This window comes from Virgibacillus sp. Bac332, assembly GCF_003667785.1.
GTDB classification, from domain to species: domain Bacteria; phylum Bacillota; class Bacilli; order Bacillales; family Amphibacillaceae; genus Virgibacillus; species Virgibacillus salarius.
In genome coordinates this window covers 4,281,628-4,298,440 of sequence record NZ_CP033046.1, presented here as the reverse complement: position 1 = coordinate 4,298,440, position 16,813 = coordinate 4,281,628, and the positions used below count along the sequence as shown (strand labels likewise).

Genomic DNA, 16,813 nt, shown 5'->3' with positions numbered 1-16,813 from the left:
TAAAGCGGAGCATTGCAAAAAAGCTATGCTCTGTTTTTTTACGTCGTGGGGCTATTTTCTTATCACGCTATATAAATCACCTAGTAATTATGGTATACTTTGTTCGTATGTTAACAAACTAGGGGGATATACATGCAACACGTTACAAATAATATAAATGGAAAACAAAACAACGTTCTCCCTTTTATTCCTGAAGGTGATTTTTATTTCACAAAAGGTGTAGAAGCATTTCAAAAAAGAAAATTTGATATAGCTGTTAAATGGTTAAAAAAGGCTGTTGAGAAAAAACCATCTGATGCATTGTACCAATGTCAGCTATCAATTATATATACTGAAATAGGTTCTTATCATGCTGCAAACCAATTGTTAACCAACGTATTACAATCATCTGAATATGTTGATTGCTACTATTTACTAGCAAATAATTATGCACATTTAGGGTTATTAAACGACGCCAAAAAATATGCTGATTTGTATTTAGAAAAAGAACCTGAGGGTGATTTTAGTGAAGAAGCCTTTAGGTTATTAGAGCTGATCAATATTGAAGATGATGAAGATATCGATGACTGGGAATTGGAAGATGAGGATGAACTACTTATTTACCAAGAAACCGTATTCTATCATATGGAAAATATGGAATGGGATAAAGCTATTCCGGTATTAGAAGAAATGATGACTTTGTTTCCGGAACATAAAATGACAAAACATGATTATACTCAGGCATTATTTTTCTCTGGACATCCAGAAGAAGCTATTGAGATGGAATTAACTATGTTGAAGGAAGATCCTAATTCATTGTATAGCCATACAAATTTAGCTTTATTTTATTATCAAATTGGAGCACAAGAAGAATATGATTTGCATATTCAGACATTACTAAATGTATATCCAATTCATGAACAACAAAAACTGCGAATCGCTGTTACTTTATCAAGAACAGGTGAGCACGAAGCAGCGTATCCTCGTTTTTCGTCACTTGTCAAAGCGAAAGTAAAAGGACATCCCTCTTACTTCCGTTGGTATACCAAGTCTGCATATTATATTGGTGAACAAGAGAAAGCAACTGTTATTTGGCAAGAAGGCATAAAAAAACACCCCAAATTAACCAAGGAGGAGGCGCCTTGGGAACAAAGTAGTAGGAATTGAGCATAATAATAGACGAAACACGTTGATTTTATTAAGCTTAGTATGTCTGAATTATTATAGTGAAAAAGGGGCGATATCGATGTCCGAAAATCATATGTATGATGTTATTATTGCAGGGGCTGGTCCAGCTGGGATGACTGCGGCGGTCTATGCTTCTCGAGCTAATTTGGAGACATTAATGATCGAGAGAGGAATTCCCGGTGGTCAAATGGCAAATACCGAGGATGTTGAAAATTATCCAGGTTATGATCATATTTTAGGACCGGATCTTTCTAATAAGATGTTTGAGCATGCAAAAAAATTCGGTGCAGAGTATGCGTATGGTGATATTAAAGAAGTTATCGATCATGGAGACTATAAAACAATCGTAGCAGGAAATAAAGAATACAACACGAGAGCACTAATCATTACTACTGGAGCACAATACAAAAAGCTGGGAATTCCAGGTGAAGAAGAATTGAGTGGTCGTGGTGTTTCCTATTGCGCGGTTTGTGATGGTGCATTCTTTAAAGAGAAAAATTTAATTGTTATTGGAGGAGGCGATTCGGCTGTAGAAGAAGGAATATATTTAACACGATTCGCTGATAAGGTGACAGTTGTGCATCGTCGTGACGCTTTACGTGCCCAACGTATTCTACAAGATCGCGCTTTTGATAATGAAAAGATTGACTTCATTTGGGACACTGTTGTGGAAAAAATTAATGAAGATGGCGGAAAAGTTGGAAGTGCAACTTTGAAAAACAATAAAACGGGAGAAACATACGAGTATTCTATTGATGGAGTGTTTGTATATATTGGAATGGTCCCTTTAAGTGAACCATTTAAATCGTTAGGAATTACAAATGATGAAGGCTATATACCAACAAACGAAAATATGGAAACGACGATTCCTGGTATCTTTGCTGCAGGAGATATTCGTGATAAGACATTACGTCAAATTGTGACTGCTACTGGAGATGGAAGTATTGCAGCAGAAGCAGCGATTAAGTATGTGGAAGATCTACAAGAAGAACTAAAAACCACAAATTCCTAGCTATTAAGAGGGTACTATAGAGAATAAATGAGAGATCACACCGGTAAAAGTCTAACTGGAGAATTACAATAGAACCACCTTTGTGCTCTCTTTCAATGGAAAATTTGAACTGATCGTGTTCATCATATCGATGGATGGAGTGTATGCATAGATCATAGTAACAATTGTATGAGACGAAACATCGGTGGGGACGACGAAATTTCACCATGGATAAAGCTTTACTTTATAAAGAAAAATTTACCAATAGTAATTGGTTCTTAATCCTGTTGTAATATGTTCGAAATAATCATGGGTTATAATTAGAAGTAACTAATTGACCCCCTTTTAATAGATAGATTAGTTTTTGGCACAGGTGTGAAAACCTGTGCTCTTTTTTTGTCGAAATCCCCATTATATTGTATACATATAGTCTCATAAATCAGTCGTATGGAAGTTTAATTCGTAAACTAGTATAATAAAAGAAATGGAATTTAGTTGTTCCTCTTCATACGGGGTGATTTGTAATGCAACAGGTAACGAATTGCATAGTAATAGATAATAACCATATATTAGTACTAAAAAAGCCAAGGCATGGCTGGTATGCTATTCCTGGAGGAAAAAAGGAACAAGGAGAAACGATCCAGGAATCTGTTATTCGAGAATATAGAGAAGAAACAGCATTAGTGCTCAAAAATCCAAAATTAGCAGGTGTTTTCACATTTTCTATTATGGAAGGACAAACACTTATAAAGGAATGGATGATGTATACGTTTATATGCCGCAAGTACAGTGGTGAACTTACGGCATATTGTCGAGAAGGTGAATTAGAATGGGTCCCCGTAAATCAAGTTTTAGATTTACCGATGGCAGAAGGGGATCAAATGATTTATAAATATCTGCTTGCTAATGAGCAAGTCGTGTCGGGTGCCTTTTCATATACAGCTAAAGACGAACTAATTAATTTTCGGATTGATCCTATAGAGCAGTAGGATTTAGGTAAAGGGGAGATACAAAATGAGAAATGGAGAACAAGAAACAAAGTTGGTTATCATTACAGGGATGTCTGGAGCTGGGAAAACAGTAGCTGTTCAAAGCTTTGAAGACTTAGGATACTATTGCGTAGATAACTTACCTCCTACATTACTACCGAAATTTATTGAGCTAATGAAGGATTCTACGAACAACATACAAAAAGTAGCTCTTGTTATGGACTTACGAGCTAGGGAGTTTTTTGATACGTTATTTGAGGCACTAGACGTATTGGCTAAAGAAGATTGGCTTGAAGAACATATCTTATTTTTGGATGCAAAGGACGAAAAATTAGTAAGTAGGTATAAAGAAACGAGGCGTTCTCATCCCTTAGATGTTGGTGGTCTTCCGCTAAATGGTATTAGGCAGGAAAGAGAAATTCTTGATGAATTAAGAGGAAGAGCTCAGCGAATAATCGATACGACAAACTTAAAGCCTAAGGATCTACGAGAAAAGATTGTTCAAAAATATTCAGAGGAAAGGCAAGAAGTATTTTCTGTTCATATGGTCTCGTTCGGCTTCAAATATGGTCTGCCAATTGATGCAGATCTGGTGTTTGACGTCCGCTTTTTACCTAATCCTCACTATGTCGCAAATTTACAGCCCTTAACGGGGCTTAATGCAGATGTTGCTTCCTATGTATTTAAATGGACAGATACACAGAAATTTAATGCTAAAGTATTAGATCTTTTACAATTTATGCTCCCTCAATATAAAAAAGAAGGTAAATCACAATTAGTAGTTGCAATTGGATGTACGGGGGGACAGCATCGCTCTGTTGCACTTTCAGAGTACTTTGCCAAAGAGCTATCTTCTCAATATATTACTCATGTCAGCCATCGTGACATCGATAAAAGAAAGGGATATTAATTATGAGTGAAGAAACCCTGCCGCGTGTTGTAGTTGTTGGGGGCGGAACAGGAATGCCAGTTTTACTACGTGGCTTAAAAGATCTGCCTATTCAATTAACGGCACTTGTGACGGTAGCTGATGATGGCGGCAGTACAGGTAGATTACGAAATGAAATGGCAATTCCAGCTCCTGGTGATATTCGTAATGTAATTGCTGCACTATCAGATGCAGAACCAATGCTCATCGAGTTATTCCAGCATCGCTTTAGTGTTGGTAATGGATTATCCGGCCATTCCATGGGAAATTTGCTACTTGCTGCAATGACATCAATTACAGGTAATTTTAATATGGGAATTCGTGAGATCTCACGTGTTTTAAATGTCAAAGGGAAGATTTACCCTATTTCCAATGATAACATGTCATTACATGCGGAGATGGAGGATGGCACTATTATTTCAGGTGAATCAAATATTCCATTATCAAAGAAAAGAATTGAGCGTGTGTTTTTAAGCCCACAACCTGTTCAACCACTACCAAATGCAGTCCGTGCCTTAAAAAAGGCAGATCTAATTGTTATTGCTCCTGGTAGCTTATACACAAGTATAATGCCGACAATCATTATGCCACAAATTGATGAAGCTATCCGTCATACAACAGGTCAGGTAGTTTATGTTTGTAACGTTATGACACAGGCTGGAGAAACAACAGGTTATACAGCAGCAGACCATGTTCAGGCAATACGAGATCATATTGGTGAAAAGAGTGTTGATGCAATTGTGGTGCATAATGAACCGATAGAGCAGACGGTTCGTGATATGTATGCGGAGGAAAATGCAGCCCCGGTTATTTATGATACAGATCGTTTATTAGAAATGGGCTTAAGAATTATTGAAGGGGATATAATTGATCCAACTCAATCTACATTACGACATGATAATCATAAAGTTGCATCATTATTATATTCTATTTTAAAAAATAATGGATAGCTAAGAATACAAGTAAAGGGGGGATATGATTGTCTTTTGCTTCTGAGATAAAAAAGGAATTAACAGCCATCGATATAGATGATTGCTGTATGCATGCAGAATTGGCTGCACTCATCCGTATGAATGGAGCGATATCCCTATCCAAGCAAGAATACACCTTAGACGTACAGACGGAGAACGCAGCTATTGCGAGAAGAATTTATACATTAATTAAGTCAACATATGCTCTACCTGTAGAGTTATTAGTACGCAAAAAAATGAAATTAAAGAAAAATAATGTTTATATTGTTCGGCTAAAGGAAGATGTGCGTTCTTTATTAAAGGATTTAACTATATTGCAAGAGCCCTATACCTTTACAAGGAATATATCCGAGAGATACGTAAAAAAATCTTGTTGCAAGCGTGCCTATTTACGTGGAGCGTTTCTTGCAGGTGGCTCCATTAATAATCCGGAGACATCTTCCTATCATTTGGAAGTATTTAACTTTTATCAGGAGCATAATGATGCACTTTGTGATTTACTTAATGCGTTTGATTTACATGCTCGTAAGCTGGAAAGGAAAAATGGATATATCGTATATATGAAAGAAGCAGAAAAGATTACGGAATTTCTTAGCATTATCGGTGCACATAATGCTTTATTTAAGTTTGAGGATGTACGAATTGTGCGTGATATGAGAAACTCTGTTAATCGACTTGTTAATTGTGAAACGGCTAATTTAAATAAAACGATTGGTGCAGCATTTCGTCAAATAGAAAACATTAACCTAATTGAACGTACAGTTGGTTTAGATCAGTTACCGGAAAAACTCAGGGAAATCGCAGTTTTACGTGTAAAACATCAGGATGTCTCCCTAAAGGAGCTTGGTGAATTAGTTACAAGTGGTAAAATATCAAAATCAGGTGTAAACCATCGCTTGAAAAAAATCGATGCTTTTGCTGAAAAAATTAAAAAAGGTGAAGTTTTACAGTAATTGTTTAATTTGATTACCATTCATGATATAATACGGATAATTTAAAATCTTGTAGTTTAATGTAGCCCTTCGTGATTCAGTGGGAAATTCCACTGAATCACCATATTTCGTTCTATTTATGTAATATTTGATAGCGTTTTCATTTAAGGGGAGGATGAGGTATTTGGTTGAGAGGTCAATTAAGGTGGAACTGACAACTGGCTTACAAGCGAGACCTGCAGCAGAATTTGTACAGGAGGCTAACCGATATACATCTCATATATTTCTTGAGAAAAATGGTAAAAAAGTGAATGCAAAGAGTATCATGGGCTTGATGAGCTTAGCGATAACTACTGGAGAACAGATTACGTTGATCGCAGAAGGAGCAGATGAAGAAGCAGCATTGTCACAACTTACTTCCTTTGTTGCCAAAAAGTAATAAAAAATCCCTTTCTTTTTGTGAAAGGGATTTTTTGAATAAAACTATTCTGGTTTACGTTCCATTATTTTATCAATCAGACCATACTCAACAGATTTATGAGCTGACATAAAATTATCGCGATCTGTATCTCGCTCGATAACATCTATTGGTTGACCAGTACGCTCTGAAAGAATTTCATTAATTTTTTCACGCATTTGGATGATTCTACGTGCGTGAATTTCAATGTCTGTAGCTTGGCCTTGTGTCCCTCCAAGCGGTTGGTGAATCATAACTTCACTGTTTGGTAATGCAAAGCGTTTCCCTTTTTCACCTGCTGCAAGTAAGAATGCACCCATAGATGCTGCCATCCCTGTGCAGATTGTGGAGACGTCAGATTTAATAAATTGCATGGTATCATATATAGCCATACCAGCAGTGATAGATCCACCTGGTGAATTAATGTATAACGAGATATCTTTTCCTGGATCCTCTGCTTCAAGGAATAGTAATTGTGCTACAATGGAATTTGCCACATTATCATCGATGGCACTCCCTAGCATAATGATACGATCTTTTAGTAAGCGTGAGTAAATATCGTAGGCACGCTCTCCACGATTTGTTTGTTCAATAACTGTAGGTATTAAATTCATGTAAAATCCTCCCTTATCTATTCGAATATCCATTAGATCGGATATATTTATCATAACTAATAGGTCAAAAAAGGTCAAACAAAAAGTTTAACTCGTAACCAATGAAAATACACTTCCATCATTCCCATAATTGTCAAAAATAAACCTATGATAACTAAAAATACTTGTGTACCTACTAATATGACGTTATAATATTCTATGTGTCTTAATTAGTGAATAGTACATGCGCCCGTAGCTCAGGGGATAGAGCAACGGTTTCCGGTACCGTGAGTCGGGGGTTCGAATCCCTCCGGGCGCGTAATTATGATCGTAGAAGAAGATAATAAAATAAGTAATAAAACACGTATAAATCTTGAAGTATCAAGATTTATACGTGTTTTTTGTTTGCAATATTTTTTGCAATTTTTTCAGTTAGAAACAGATTAAGATTTAAATGAAGTCAATTTCATTAACCATCCAGCCTATTAAATATAGAATAATTTATATGTTAATAGTGGAATACAGTTGATTTTCACTACAGCCGGACGAGTGCAGTCCGCGGAAGCCTTGTCTTTTTAATTCCTGCGTGTGTCTTAGTTGCACATGTATTCAAGCAAGCGTAGTTACCTTTAATCTTAATAAGTAGAAGCTGTGTCATACCTTCACGAACGATTGTCCTTGTATTTTTGCGAATAAACCGGGGATAATCTACAAAAATTAAGATCATTACTCGAAAATGGAGTTGGATCATATGTCGTATAGAAGTCAAATACCTCGAGAAGAAGGAATAGATCATACTTTAAGTCTTATAAGAGAAGGATATAGGTATATCTTAAATAGACGTCAAATTTTTAGTTGTGATATTTTCGAGACAAGGCTAGTTGGAAAAAAAGCGATTTGCATGGGAGGTAAAGAAGCAGCAGAAATATTTTATGACAACGAGAAATTTAAAAGAAAAGATGCAGCTCCTAATCGGGCAGTACAAACATTATTCGGTAAGAATGGAGTTCAGGCTTTAGATGGACAAGCCCATAGACAACGTAAGGAAATGTTTATGTCGATCATGTCTTCCAATGAACTGGACAGATTGACTGGAATTATAAGAAAACAATGGAAGTTAGCGGTAGATAAATGGGTGCAAATGGATAAGGTTATTTTTTATGAAGAAGTTAAGGAAATTATGTGCAGAACAGCCTGCGAATGGATAAGTATACCCGTGTCAGCAAATAAAGTAAAAGGGGTAACGAAAGATTTAGGGGCAATGTTCGAGTCAGTAGCAGCTATTGGCCCCACCCATTGGCTAGGAAGGAATGCTAGAAATCGTATAGAAAAGTGGGTAGGGAAACTCGTTGAAGAGATTCGTGATGGAAAAGTGAATGTATCTGAAAATAGTATTTTGTACAAATTTATTAGGTATCACGATCCATATGGGAATTCTCTTGATACAGATACAGTTGCTGTAGAAGTGATTAATATCTTACGGCCACTTGTAGCGATTGCTATATTCATCAATTTTATTGCTTTAACAGTTTATCATTATCCAAACGAAACGAAGAAGCTTGAAAGGAGTGATGAGAAATATTCTCTGAAGTTCATACAAGAAGTTCGGCGATTCTATCCATTTTTTCCTTTTGTCGCCGGACTGGTAAAAAACGATTTCATTTGGAAAGGGTATAAATTTGAAGAAGGTACGTTAACCTTACTAGATCTTTATGGTACCAATCACGATCCAAACATTTGGGAGAACCCTGATGTGTTCAACCCTGATCGGTTTACTACATGGGATGGTGGCTTATTTGACTTTATTCCACAAGGTGGGGGAGATTATTTTATGGGGCATCGGTGTGCTGGTGAGTGGGTGACCATAGAGATAATGAAAGTAAGCCTTGATTATCTAGTAAATCGAATAAACTATGATGTTCCTGATCAAGATTTAAGTTTTAGTATGGTTAGCATGCCAAGTATTCCCCGTAGTAAAATGGTGATAAAAAACATTAGCAAGAGAGAATAAATCCATTTTCTATTCTAATTGCGGTTATAGTGAGAGGCTATGTATAGAGGGCGAACAGTCAATTAATGGTTAATTGTCTCCTATTGAGATATGAAATATGCGGATTAATGGGTGGAATGAGAAGTAAAAAGGAATCCTCATTCCACAACCTTTTGTAAGTAGATTTTAAAAATGGTTTAATTTCGCTTTTTTTATCTTTGGCCATCTGGATTTTGGAACATACTTTATCATTGTTTCAAATAGGGAACCCCATTGCAGTTCCGTTAAAGATGCAACTGGAGTTTCATTATTTATTTGAAGATTTCTTTTTAAATGCTTCATTTGCGGTGGTGTAAATATACCTTTTAATGCAATCTCGATAGGATATTGTGGATGTTTAAGTGCATAATCAGCTAGTCCCCAGAAGATTAAATAATCGCTAATAGGTACAATCGGTTTCGCCTTTCTATTTATTTTAATCACAGCGGAATCAACTTTTGGTGGCGGGGAAAAATTTCTCCTAGAAATTCCTTTAACATACTGAATATCAAACCACATTTTCCAAGCGATCACATATGATTCCTTCACAAAATTTGATGTAAATCTTTTAGCTACACCATTTTCCATTACAATAACCCCACTTTGAAAACCGCTTGAAGGTTTATTAAGAAACATTTTCATAATCGGCGTTGTAATAGCATATGGAATATTCGAAACAACTACAAATGGCTCTTGAGGTAATGAAATACGTAATATGTCTTGCTTTATGATTATAGTGTTTTTCATTTCAAGTTGTTTTAATTTCTTTATGAAGTTTGAATCGTATTCTATAGCGAGAACCTTTCTTGCTCGGGAGCTTAAAATACTAGTAATTGCTCCTTTTCCAGCTCCTAAATCTAATACAAGGTCGCTTTTTGAAATACGAGCAATATTTACAATATCATTTATTAAACGCTTATTGTGAATGAAATGCTTCCCACTGAAATTTGATGGAGTTCCAGTAGACGATTTTTTATGCTGATATCTCTTCCTGCTTCTTGCCATGATTTAACAGTCCTTTCTTAAAATATTTGCATTCGGCTCTGAATGCAAAAAAGCCACAGACATAGGCGTCTGTAGCTTCCAGTAAACGGAATGCATCATTATGCAGAATGAGATATTGTAAAAAAACTAATCAGCACAAAATGAGCCTTCTTATTTAAAGAGCTAAAGCAATTTCTCATATAAATAAAAAGGAAAGATTGTATAATCAGTCCTTCCTCTCATTTTATTAATAAAATATAGTAATGAAGATTGTTAAAAATGAGCAGATTTATCCCGCTTACTCTGTAGCAAAACAGAGCCTTCGAACGTATTAAATTACCAGTTCAAAGTACGGATAATAATAATTCCACCCATAATTTTTTAACAACCCTCCTTCGTTTAGTTTACACTAGAATTCATTTATATTATAAATACTGCTAAAGTGTACGTCAATAAAAATTATACTTGCTACTCAACGTAGTAATAGTTAAACGATAATTTGAGTAACTCACCATAAAACTTTCGTTCGGATTTATAATTCTTATTTAAAAATATAGTTGTTACATTATCTGTCAATTCATCCTTCACATCAAATTATTTTCCATACATATATCTCTCTAATACTCTTCTTGTTTATCCCGCATATAATTGGCAGTTAGTCTCCAATACCAGTAATAAAGTGAACCCAATATGGATAAGGGGGGCGACTGCCGGTAAATTGTCCGATTGGTTCAAAGAACTTTAGATCATATCCCTCTGGTACTAACAATCCGTAGGTGATAAACCACCCCCCAACTGATTGAAAAAATTCGCTTTGTCGGAAATTAATGCTTAAACATCTACATTACTTGTTAAATTACGAATAAGAGCAGGAATTTGTTAATCAGTGTCGTAATATATAGAATAAGTGATTTACTTCTGTAAATTTAATTTACGAATGAAAATAGTAATGGTTTTAGCTAATGTTTACACCTTCTTCGCATATATATAAGTACGAGCTCCATTATTTTTGTTTTGTGGATTCTTTAATCTTATTGTACAGGGGGTGAGAGACATGGATAGAGGTACGCTTATTCGCACGATTGTCTTAGTATTAGCTTTAATTAACCAATTTCTCATTGCAGCAGATTTGAACCCAATACCTGGTACGCACGAACTTTGGGGTGAAATTATTTCGATGATTTTTACGGTGTGTGCCAGTGTGTGGGCATGGTTTAAAAATAATTATGTAACAGTAAAAGGAAAGAAGCAAAAAGAAGTATTGCAGGCGAATAACTTAATTAATTAAGTTATAAGTGGCAGGGAAAAAACACAACTTCTTTACTCAAAATATGAATAATCATGTTATCAATAGGAGTACCATCGCTGCACCATGAAACTATACGTGCTTTCCGCGGGCATGGCCACTCAGCTCACTTGGTAAAGGAAAACATGTTACCAAGTGGATCTTCGAACTCGTGCTGTTCCCGCTGGATAAGCAAGGCTTCGGAAGCAATACATCGCACGTAGAAAATGCATTCTTCTTTTTCAAGGAGTCTCGCATATTTCAGGTGCTAAATTAATTATTCTAAGAACAAAAGCACAAGCGTCCGATTAGAAACGTAGCGTCTGGAACGAGTCAGAGATAAAGGAAACAAAGGTGAGCTTGTGAGCCGATGATTACTTAGCTTAGGGCGATACGCGAAGTAGTTTCGTTTCTGGTCGCTCTTAACACGACCCATATTTATCTTTGTCATTCCCTATACCATTAAAAAACGAACGATCATTAATTTAAACTAATAATCGTTCGTTTTTTTATTAACCCCATTTTTGTTTTAGTTAAAATAGGAGAAGCAGGTTTTGGGTATCCTATAAAAGGGTGATAAACATGAAAGCAAATGATATGGAAAGCAAACGCTTTGATAAAGCACTTGATGAATTTATTGATTTGTTTAATAATCTGGAAGCGGACACACCGATCATACAATTTGGTCAAGACGTCATTAAAAATATAGAATTAGCAAAACAGAAATATGGTAACGAGGCAATAGATGAAAAAATAAATGCAGTTGTTCGTGAAATGCTGTCCTGGCTAGATTTAGAAGCTGATGCTAAAGCAGAAGAGAATGCTAAAAAAGACGACGAAGATTAACAGGTAGAATGAACCTTTCGCACCACGTAAGTTTTAACGAACTGGAGTGAATGAAATGAAGCCATAGAGTAAGTTTTTTTCTATACATAAATATATTGCCCTATTTTCAAGCAAAAATAGGATTAGATATTATTTTTTGTTACAATGGTATTGTACAATAAGGCTTTCATGGGTGGCGGTTTCACTCCCTGACTGATGAACAGGAGAGGGGGTGATGCCTATGACAGTGTTCGAAGCACTTGTGCTAATGATCTCGTTTGGTTCATTGGTTGTTGCTTTACTGTCACAAAAAAAATAACCACCCATAAGCCTGGCAAGCATAGTGGGTAGTTATTTTCTATAAACTGTGTGAGCCGCCCCCTTGAAGGGCTATTGTACATGGCCGTTGGTGTACCAGCACCAGCGGTCTTTATTAAAGTTTTTTCTAAGTCTAGATCAAATGCTTTTTTATTTTATTCATATTATCTATTTTTATTATACCCGATTAGCACAAATATGCAAACCTTCAGTTAGTTATTTTGTGGTTCATAAATGTCCCAAGCTGTTTTAAGTGATTTAACAATGTAAGCCGCTGCATCCTCAATCATTAATTGATCAGTTGCAACAGCCGAATGGTGATCTTGATAAATTGATTTCCGTTCTTCAAATAGTGCTTTAATTTCCTTTAAGCTTTTGTCTTGCAAAACAGGTCTACTGTCTATGAGTAAGCTAATTCTTTCTTGCCACGACTCCCACGATAAATCTAAATAAAATACGATACATTCTTCCAGACAGACATTTCTTATTTCCTCCTGAAGAAAGGCACCACCGCCTAGAGAAATAATTTTTAGTTTTTGCTTGCAAAGTTTTTGTAAGATTTCTTTCTCTTTATGTCTAAAGACTTTTTCACCATAAGTCTGGAATATCTCAGAAGCAGGCATATGAAACGCTGATTCAATTTCTTTATCTGCATCAATAAAATCTCGGTAAAGCATTTTTGCCACTTCTTTACCAATAGATGTTTTTCCAACACCCATGAATCCAATTAATGCTATACTTTTTTGTCGTAATGGTGTTTCGTTCGTGCTCATAAGTAACCTCTTTCTTCACAGGAATGTTTCCCTAATTATAAGCGAAATAGTATACACATGCACGTTAATTGAAATAATCTCATATTGGCAATGATTGCTGTAACGATTATAATGAGTAGATAAGTTGCTAGGGAGAGGATAAATGATGAATATCGTATCCGTAAAGGATATCCTTATTGGTAAAGGTATTCCGAAGGTGATTATCCCTTTAATGGGTGTTAATTTACATGAGTTAAAGTCTGAACTCAATGAGGTAAAGAAAGAAAACCCGGATATTATTGAATGGCGTGTTGATGCTTTAAAAGAGGCGGAAAGTATCGAAGCGGTCATTTACGTACTCTCAGAATTACATAAAGAAATGGATGGCATACCACTACTCTTTACATTTCGTTCCTATAAAGAGGGTGGAATGAAAAATTTGAATACATCCGTATATATAAATTTGTTAAGCACAGCAATCGAATCGGGATATCTTGATTTAATTGATCTTGAATTGTTTACAGGCACCATTGAGATTAAACGTTTGGTGGAAAAGGCAAAGAGGAACCAAGTTATAGTAATTATGTCTAATCATGATTTTGAAGGTACGCCGACGAATGAAGAGATGACTAATCGCTTGATTTCGATGGAAAACGCTGGAGCAGACATCGTTAAGATTGCTGTTATGCCTAATAGCATATCGGATGTTCTCCGGTTGTTAACTGTTGCGGAAACTATAAAAACTACTGCAAAGCAGCCATATATAACTATTGCGATGGGAAAAAAAGGAATATTGAGTAGAATAGCAGGCGAATTCGTAGGTTCTGCAGCAACCTTTGGCTCAGGAAAGCATGCCTCTGCACCAGGACAAATCGCTGCTGAAGAGTTGAAATATTTAATGGAGAGATTACACTATCATTCCAACTGCTGAACACATTTTTTAGCAGTTGGAATTTTAGGCTGAAAGAAATACCCACAACGAAAAAACACCCGCACGAGATATAAAGTTTTACAAAAATTCTACGTTGCATGTTCTAATGATTAAATAAAGTGAAAATTCAATCATAGGGGGTTAGTTTATCTCCAATGATAGTTCGTACCACGGTATGACCTAAAGGCTCTTAACCCGGACATTTACTGTCAGTTATATACGGAATAAAGCCTATCACTGCAATAAAGAGGTAATAATTACGTTTTTCTTTCTAATAATCGTAAACCAATAGTCAAAGGGAAATGAGGAATGTGTTATGGCAACATTAACGTCTGAGTATAAAGATGAAATTTTTGAAACCGTTTTCGAAAATGCCTATCATTGCTTTGTAGTAGTGGATGATCAAGGCTTGGTTACTTATATGAATAATAGCTATTGTCGTTTTCTAGAGCTGGATAAGCAGGAAGTTATCGGTAAACATGTAGCGGATGTTATAGAAAATACAAGGATGCATATTGTTGTACAAACTGGTAAGGAAGAAATAGCAGATTTACAGTATATTCGTGGTAATCACATGATTGCTAATCGAATTCCGGTTCGTTCTGAAGGCAGGATAGTCGGTGCAGTTGGAACCGTTCTGTATCGTGATACGAAAGAATGGATGCTGATGAACAGTCATATTAAAGATTTATTACTTGAAATTGAACATTATCGGAATCAATTAAAGGAGCAGCATGGCATTACCTATTCACTTCATGATATAGCTGGTAGTTCCAAGCAGATGAGTGAGTTAAAGGAAAAAATAAAAAAGGTTTCACCTGGTGATGTATCTGTTTTACTTCGAGGCGAAAGTGGTACAGGGAAGGAACTATTTGCTCATAGTATTCATCATCTAAGTGAGAGGAATACAAAACCATTTGTTAAAGTAAATTGTGCAGCGATTCCAGAACATTTAATTGAATCAGAGTTATTTGGTTATAAAGAAGGAGCTTTTACTGGAGCAAAAAGAGGGGGGAAACTAGGAAAGTTCCAATTAGCAGATGGGGGGACGTTATTTTTAGATGAAATAGGGGATATGCCATTATCCGCACAAGTAAAAATTTTAAGAGTGCTTCAAGAAGGCGAAATAGAATCAATAGGATCAGAAGCTCCTAAAAAGGTTGACGTAAGAATCATTGCTGCGACAAATCAACCATTGGAACAGCTAATAAAAAAGCAATTGTTTCGAGAGGATTTGTTCTACCGAATTAATGTTGTACAAGTTTTTATACCACCCCTACGTGAAAGGCCTGATGATATTCGAATAATTACAAAGTTTATTTTGCATAAAGTAAGAGCAAGGACAGGAAAACGAGTAATGGATATTGATCCAGCAGCAATGACGCAGCTGACCTATTATAGTTGGCCCGGAAATATTCGTGAATTAGAAAATGTCATTGAATCTGCAGTGCATCTAACCAACGATGAAAAAATAACTGTTGCTGATTTACCAGATCGTATGCATCCACCCGCAAATATAGAGAAGCGGACAGGGAATTTAAAAGAAATTCTAGAACTAACCGAAAAGAAAACAATTCAACATGCAATGAAAGAAAGCAAAGGAGACAAAGAAAGGGCAATGCAGATCCTAGGAATTAAAAAATCAAGTTTTTATGAAAAACTTAGAAAGTATGGGCTTTCCTAGCTTCCGGCATTTCGGAATGTGTTCCATAAACTTGGAATCATGTGTAGATGGTAAATAGAAGTAAGGGTTTGCAAATGAATACTAATAATAAATACCCCGTTTTCCATAAACATGGAATCGGGGTATTTATTTATGCCGTTTCTACTAATAAAAGATAATATGGAATGCTATTTATACAAAGGATTGGCGGGTTAAGGAGAAACTTATCGAAAAATTCGTAAGGGTTGGCATGTTATTTGCATAATAATTGTGAAAGGAGTGCAGAGAATGAAAAAAATATATCAATCATTTTTAGAAGCGATAAATAGTATGGAAGATGGAGCAACTATTATGGTAGGGGGGTTCGGTTTAGTAGGAATACCAGAAAATCTTATTTTGGCTTTAGTTGAAACAAATGTAAAACATTTAACCGTAATTTCTAATAATTGTGGTATTGATGATTGGGGCTTAGGCTTATTACTAAAAAATAAGCAAATTGATAAGATGATTGGATCCTATGTAGGTGAAAATAAGGAATTCGAACGTCAGGTATTAACAGGAGAATTAGAAGTAGAACTAGTTCCTCAAGGGACGTTAGCTGAAAGAATTCGAGCAGGTGGAGCCGGGATACCAGCTTTCTATACGCCAGCTGGTGTGGGTACAGCAATAGCTAAGGGGAAGGAAGTACGTCAATTTGCTGGCAAGGATTATTTACTTGAGACCTCACTAAAAGCTGATTATAGTCTCATTCGAGCAGCAATAGGGGATAAAGATGGTAATTTGCAATATGCGAAAACGGCACAAAATTTCAATCCAATGATGGCTGCTGCTGGAAGTATTACCATTGCGGAAGTAGAACAGATAGTGGAAACAGGAATGATAAGCCCGGCTTCTGTTCATACACCTGGTATTTATGTGAATCGATTAATTCAAGGGAAACAGGAAAAGCGAATAGAGCGGTTAACAATAAAACAAGAAGCGTAGTAAAAGGGAGGAAA

Annotated in this window: 17 protein-coding genes and 1 tRNA gene; 15 read left to right on the top strand and 3 right to left on the bottom strand. The window is 35.9% G+C overall.

What is annotated here, in order from left to right; all coding sequences use genetic code 11:
• Positions 1 to 132 precede the first annotated feature (132 nt).
• The 7 genes from D9782_RS21090 to D9782_RS21060 all read left to right on the top strand — a co-directional run bounded on the left by D9782_RS21090 (position 133) and on the right by D9782_RS21060 (position 6,417).
• Positions 133 to 1,146 (top strand): tetratricopeptide repeat protein, encoded by a 1,014-nt coding sequence (locus D9782_RS21090; RefSeq protein ID WP_026681662.1) that lies wholly within the window; start codon positions 133 to 135, stop codon positions 1,144 to 1,146.
• A gap of 79 nt (positions 1,147 to 1,225) precedes the next feature.
• The gene (gene trxB, locus D9782_RS21085) at positions 1,226 to 2,179 is read left to right on the top strand and encodes a thioredoxin-disulfide reductase (RefSeq protein WP_121605659.1); all 954 of its coding nucleotides are present in this window, start codon (positions 1,226 to 1,228) and stop codon (positions 2,177 to 2,179) included.
• Between the two features lie 503 nt (positions 2,180 to 2,682).
• A complete protein-coding gene (locus D9782_RS21080; protein WP_026681660.1) occupies positions 2,683 to 3,147 on the top strand; it encodes an NUDIX domain-containing protein in 465 nt (154 codons plus the stop codon).
• Positions 3,148 to 3,172: 25 nt separating this feature from the next.
• Positions 3,173 to 4,057, top strand: coding sequence for an RNase adapter RapZ (gene rapZ / locus D9782_RS21075; RefSeq protein WP_026681659.1), 885 nt, complete (start codon positions 3,173 to 3,175; stop codon positions 4,055 to 4,057).
• A gap of 2 nt (positions 4,058 to 4,059) precedes the next feature.
• Positions 4,060 to 5,025: a gluconeogenesis factor YvcK family protein gene (yvcK, locus tag D9782_RS21070; protein WP_026681658.1), complete on the top strand. Its 966-nt coding sequence runs from the start codon at positions 4,060 to 4,062 to the stop codon at positions 5,023 to 5,025.
• A gap of 29 nt (positions 5,026 to 5,054) precedes the next feature.
• Complete coding sequence (whiA, locus tag D9782_RS21065; protein ID WP_121605658.1) at positions 5,055 to 5,999, top strand: DNA-binding protein WhiA; 945 nt, start codon at positions 5,055 to 5,057, stop codon at positions 5,997 to 5,999.
• 163 nt (positions 6,000 to 6,162) lie between these two features.
• On the top strand, positions 6,163 to 6,417 hold the full coding sequence (locus tag D9782_RS21060) for an HPr family phosphocarrier protein (RefSeq protein WP_026681656.1): 255 nt from the start codon (positions 6,163 to 6,165) through the stop codon (positions 6,415 to 6,417).
• A gap of 44 nt (positions 6,418 to 6,461) precedes the next feature.
• Here D9782_RS21060 and clpP read toward each other — a convergent pair whose 3' ends face one another.
• Positions 6,462 to 7,049, bottom strand: a complete 588-nt coding sequence (gene clpP, locus D9782_RS21055; protein ID WP_026681655.1) for an ATP-dependent Clp endopeptidase proteolytic subunit ClpP — start codon at positions 7,047 to 7,049, stop codon at positions 6,462 to 6,464.
• A 225-nt stretch (positions 7,050 to 7,274) separates the two neighbouring features.
• On the opposite strand from clpP, the gene D9782_RS21050 reads away from it, so the two are divergent.
• Positions 7,275 to 7,347, top strand: a tRNA-Arg gene (locus D9782_RS21050).
• Between the two features lie 432 nt (positions 7,348 to 7,779).
• Positions 7,780 to 9,039 (top strand): CYP152 family fatty-acid peroxygenase CypC, encoded by a 1,260-nt coding sequence (locus D9782_RS21045; RefSeq protein WP_121605657.1) that lies wholly within the window; start codon positions 7,780 to 7,782, stop codon positions 9,037 to 9,039.
• 165 nt (positions 9,040 to 9,204) lie between these two features.
• Here the strand turns inward: D9782_RS21045 and erm are convergent, their stop codons facing one another.
• Positions 9,205 to 10,062 (bottom strand): 23S ribosomal RNA methyltransferase Erm, encoded by an 858-nt coding sequence (erm, locus tag D9782_RS21040; RefSeq protein ID WP_026681653.1) that lies wholly within the window; start codon positions 10,060 to 10,062, stop codon positions 9,205 to 9,207.
• Between the two features lie 1,033 nt (positions 10,063 to 11,095).
• Here erm and D9782_RS21035 point away from each other — a divergent pair.
• The 3 genes from D9782_RS21035 to D9782_RS24000 all read left to right on the top strand — a co-directional run bounded on the left by D9782_RS21035 (position 11,096) and on the right by D9782_RS24000 (position 12,470).
• Complete coding sequence (locus D9782_RS21035) at positions 11,096 to 11,329, top strand: phage holin (protein ID WP_026681652.1); 234 nt, start codon at positions 11,096 to 11,098, stop codon at positions 11,327 to 11,329.
• A gap of 579 nt (positions 11,330 to 11,908) precedes the next feature.
• On the top strand, positions 11,909 to 12,172 hold the full coding sequence (locus tag D9782_RS21030; RefSeq protein ID WP_121605656.1) for an atypical membrane-integrating protein (Mistic protein): 264 nt from the start codon (positions 11,909 to 11,911) through the stop codon (positions 12,170 to 12,172).
• Between the two features lie 214 nt (positions 12,173 to 12,386).
• Positions 12,387 to 12,470 (top strand): putative holin-like toxin, encoded by an 84-nt coding sequence (locus tag D9782_RS24000; protein WP_220096165.1) that lies wholly within the window; start codon positions 12,387 to 12,389, stop codon positions 12,468 to 12,470.
• A 211-nt stretch (positions 12,471 to 12,681) separates the two neighbouring features.
• On the opposite strand, the gene D9782_RS21025 is transcribed toward D9782_RS24000, so the two are convergent.
• Positions 12,682 to 13,242: a shikimate kinase gene (locus D9782_RS21025; RefSeq protein ID WP_121605655.1), complete on the bottom strand. Its 561-nt coding sequence runs from the start codon at positions 13,240 to 13,242 to the stop codon at positions 12,682 to 12,684.
• Positions 13,243 to 13,384: 142 nt separating this feature from the next.
• Here D9782_RS21025 and aroD point away from each other — a divergent pair, with 142 nt between their 5' ends.
• The 3 genes from aroD (at position 13,385) to D9782_RS21010 (ending at position 16,799) form a co-directional block, all read left to right on the top strand.
• Positions 13,385 to 14,152, top strand: a complete 768-nt coding sequence (gene aroD, locus D9782_RS21020; RefSeq protein ID WP_240455766.1) for a type I 3-dehydroquinate dehydratase — start codon at positions 13,385 to 13,387, stop codon at positions 14,150 to 14,152.
• Positions 14,153 to 14,468: 316 nt separating this feature from the next.
• Complete coding sequence (locus D9782_RS21015) at positions 14,469 to 15,836, top strand: sigma-54 interaction domain-containing protein (protein WP_121605654.1); 1,368 nt, start codon at positions 14,469 to 14,471, stop codon at positions 15,834 to 15,836.
• 267 nt (positions 15,837 to 16,103) lie between these two features.
• Positions 16,104 to 16,799 (top strand): CoA transferase subunit A, encoded by a 696-nt coding sequence (locus D9782_RS21010; protein ID WP_026681648.1) that lies wholly within the window; start codon positions 16,104 to 16,106, stop codon positions 16,797 to 16,799.
• Positions 16,800 to 16,813 lie beyond the last annotated feature (14 nt).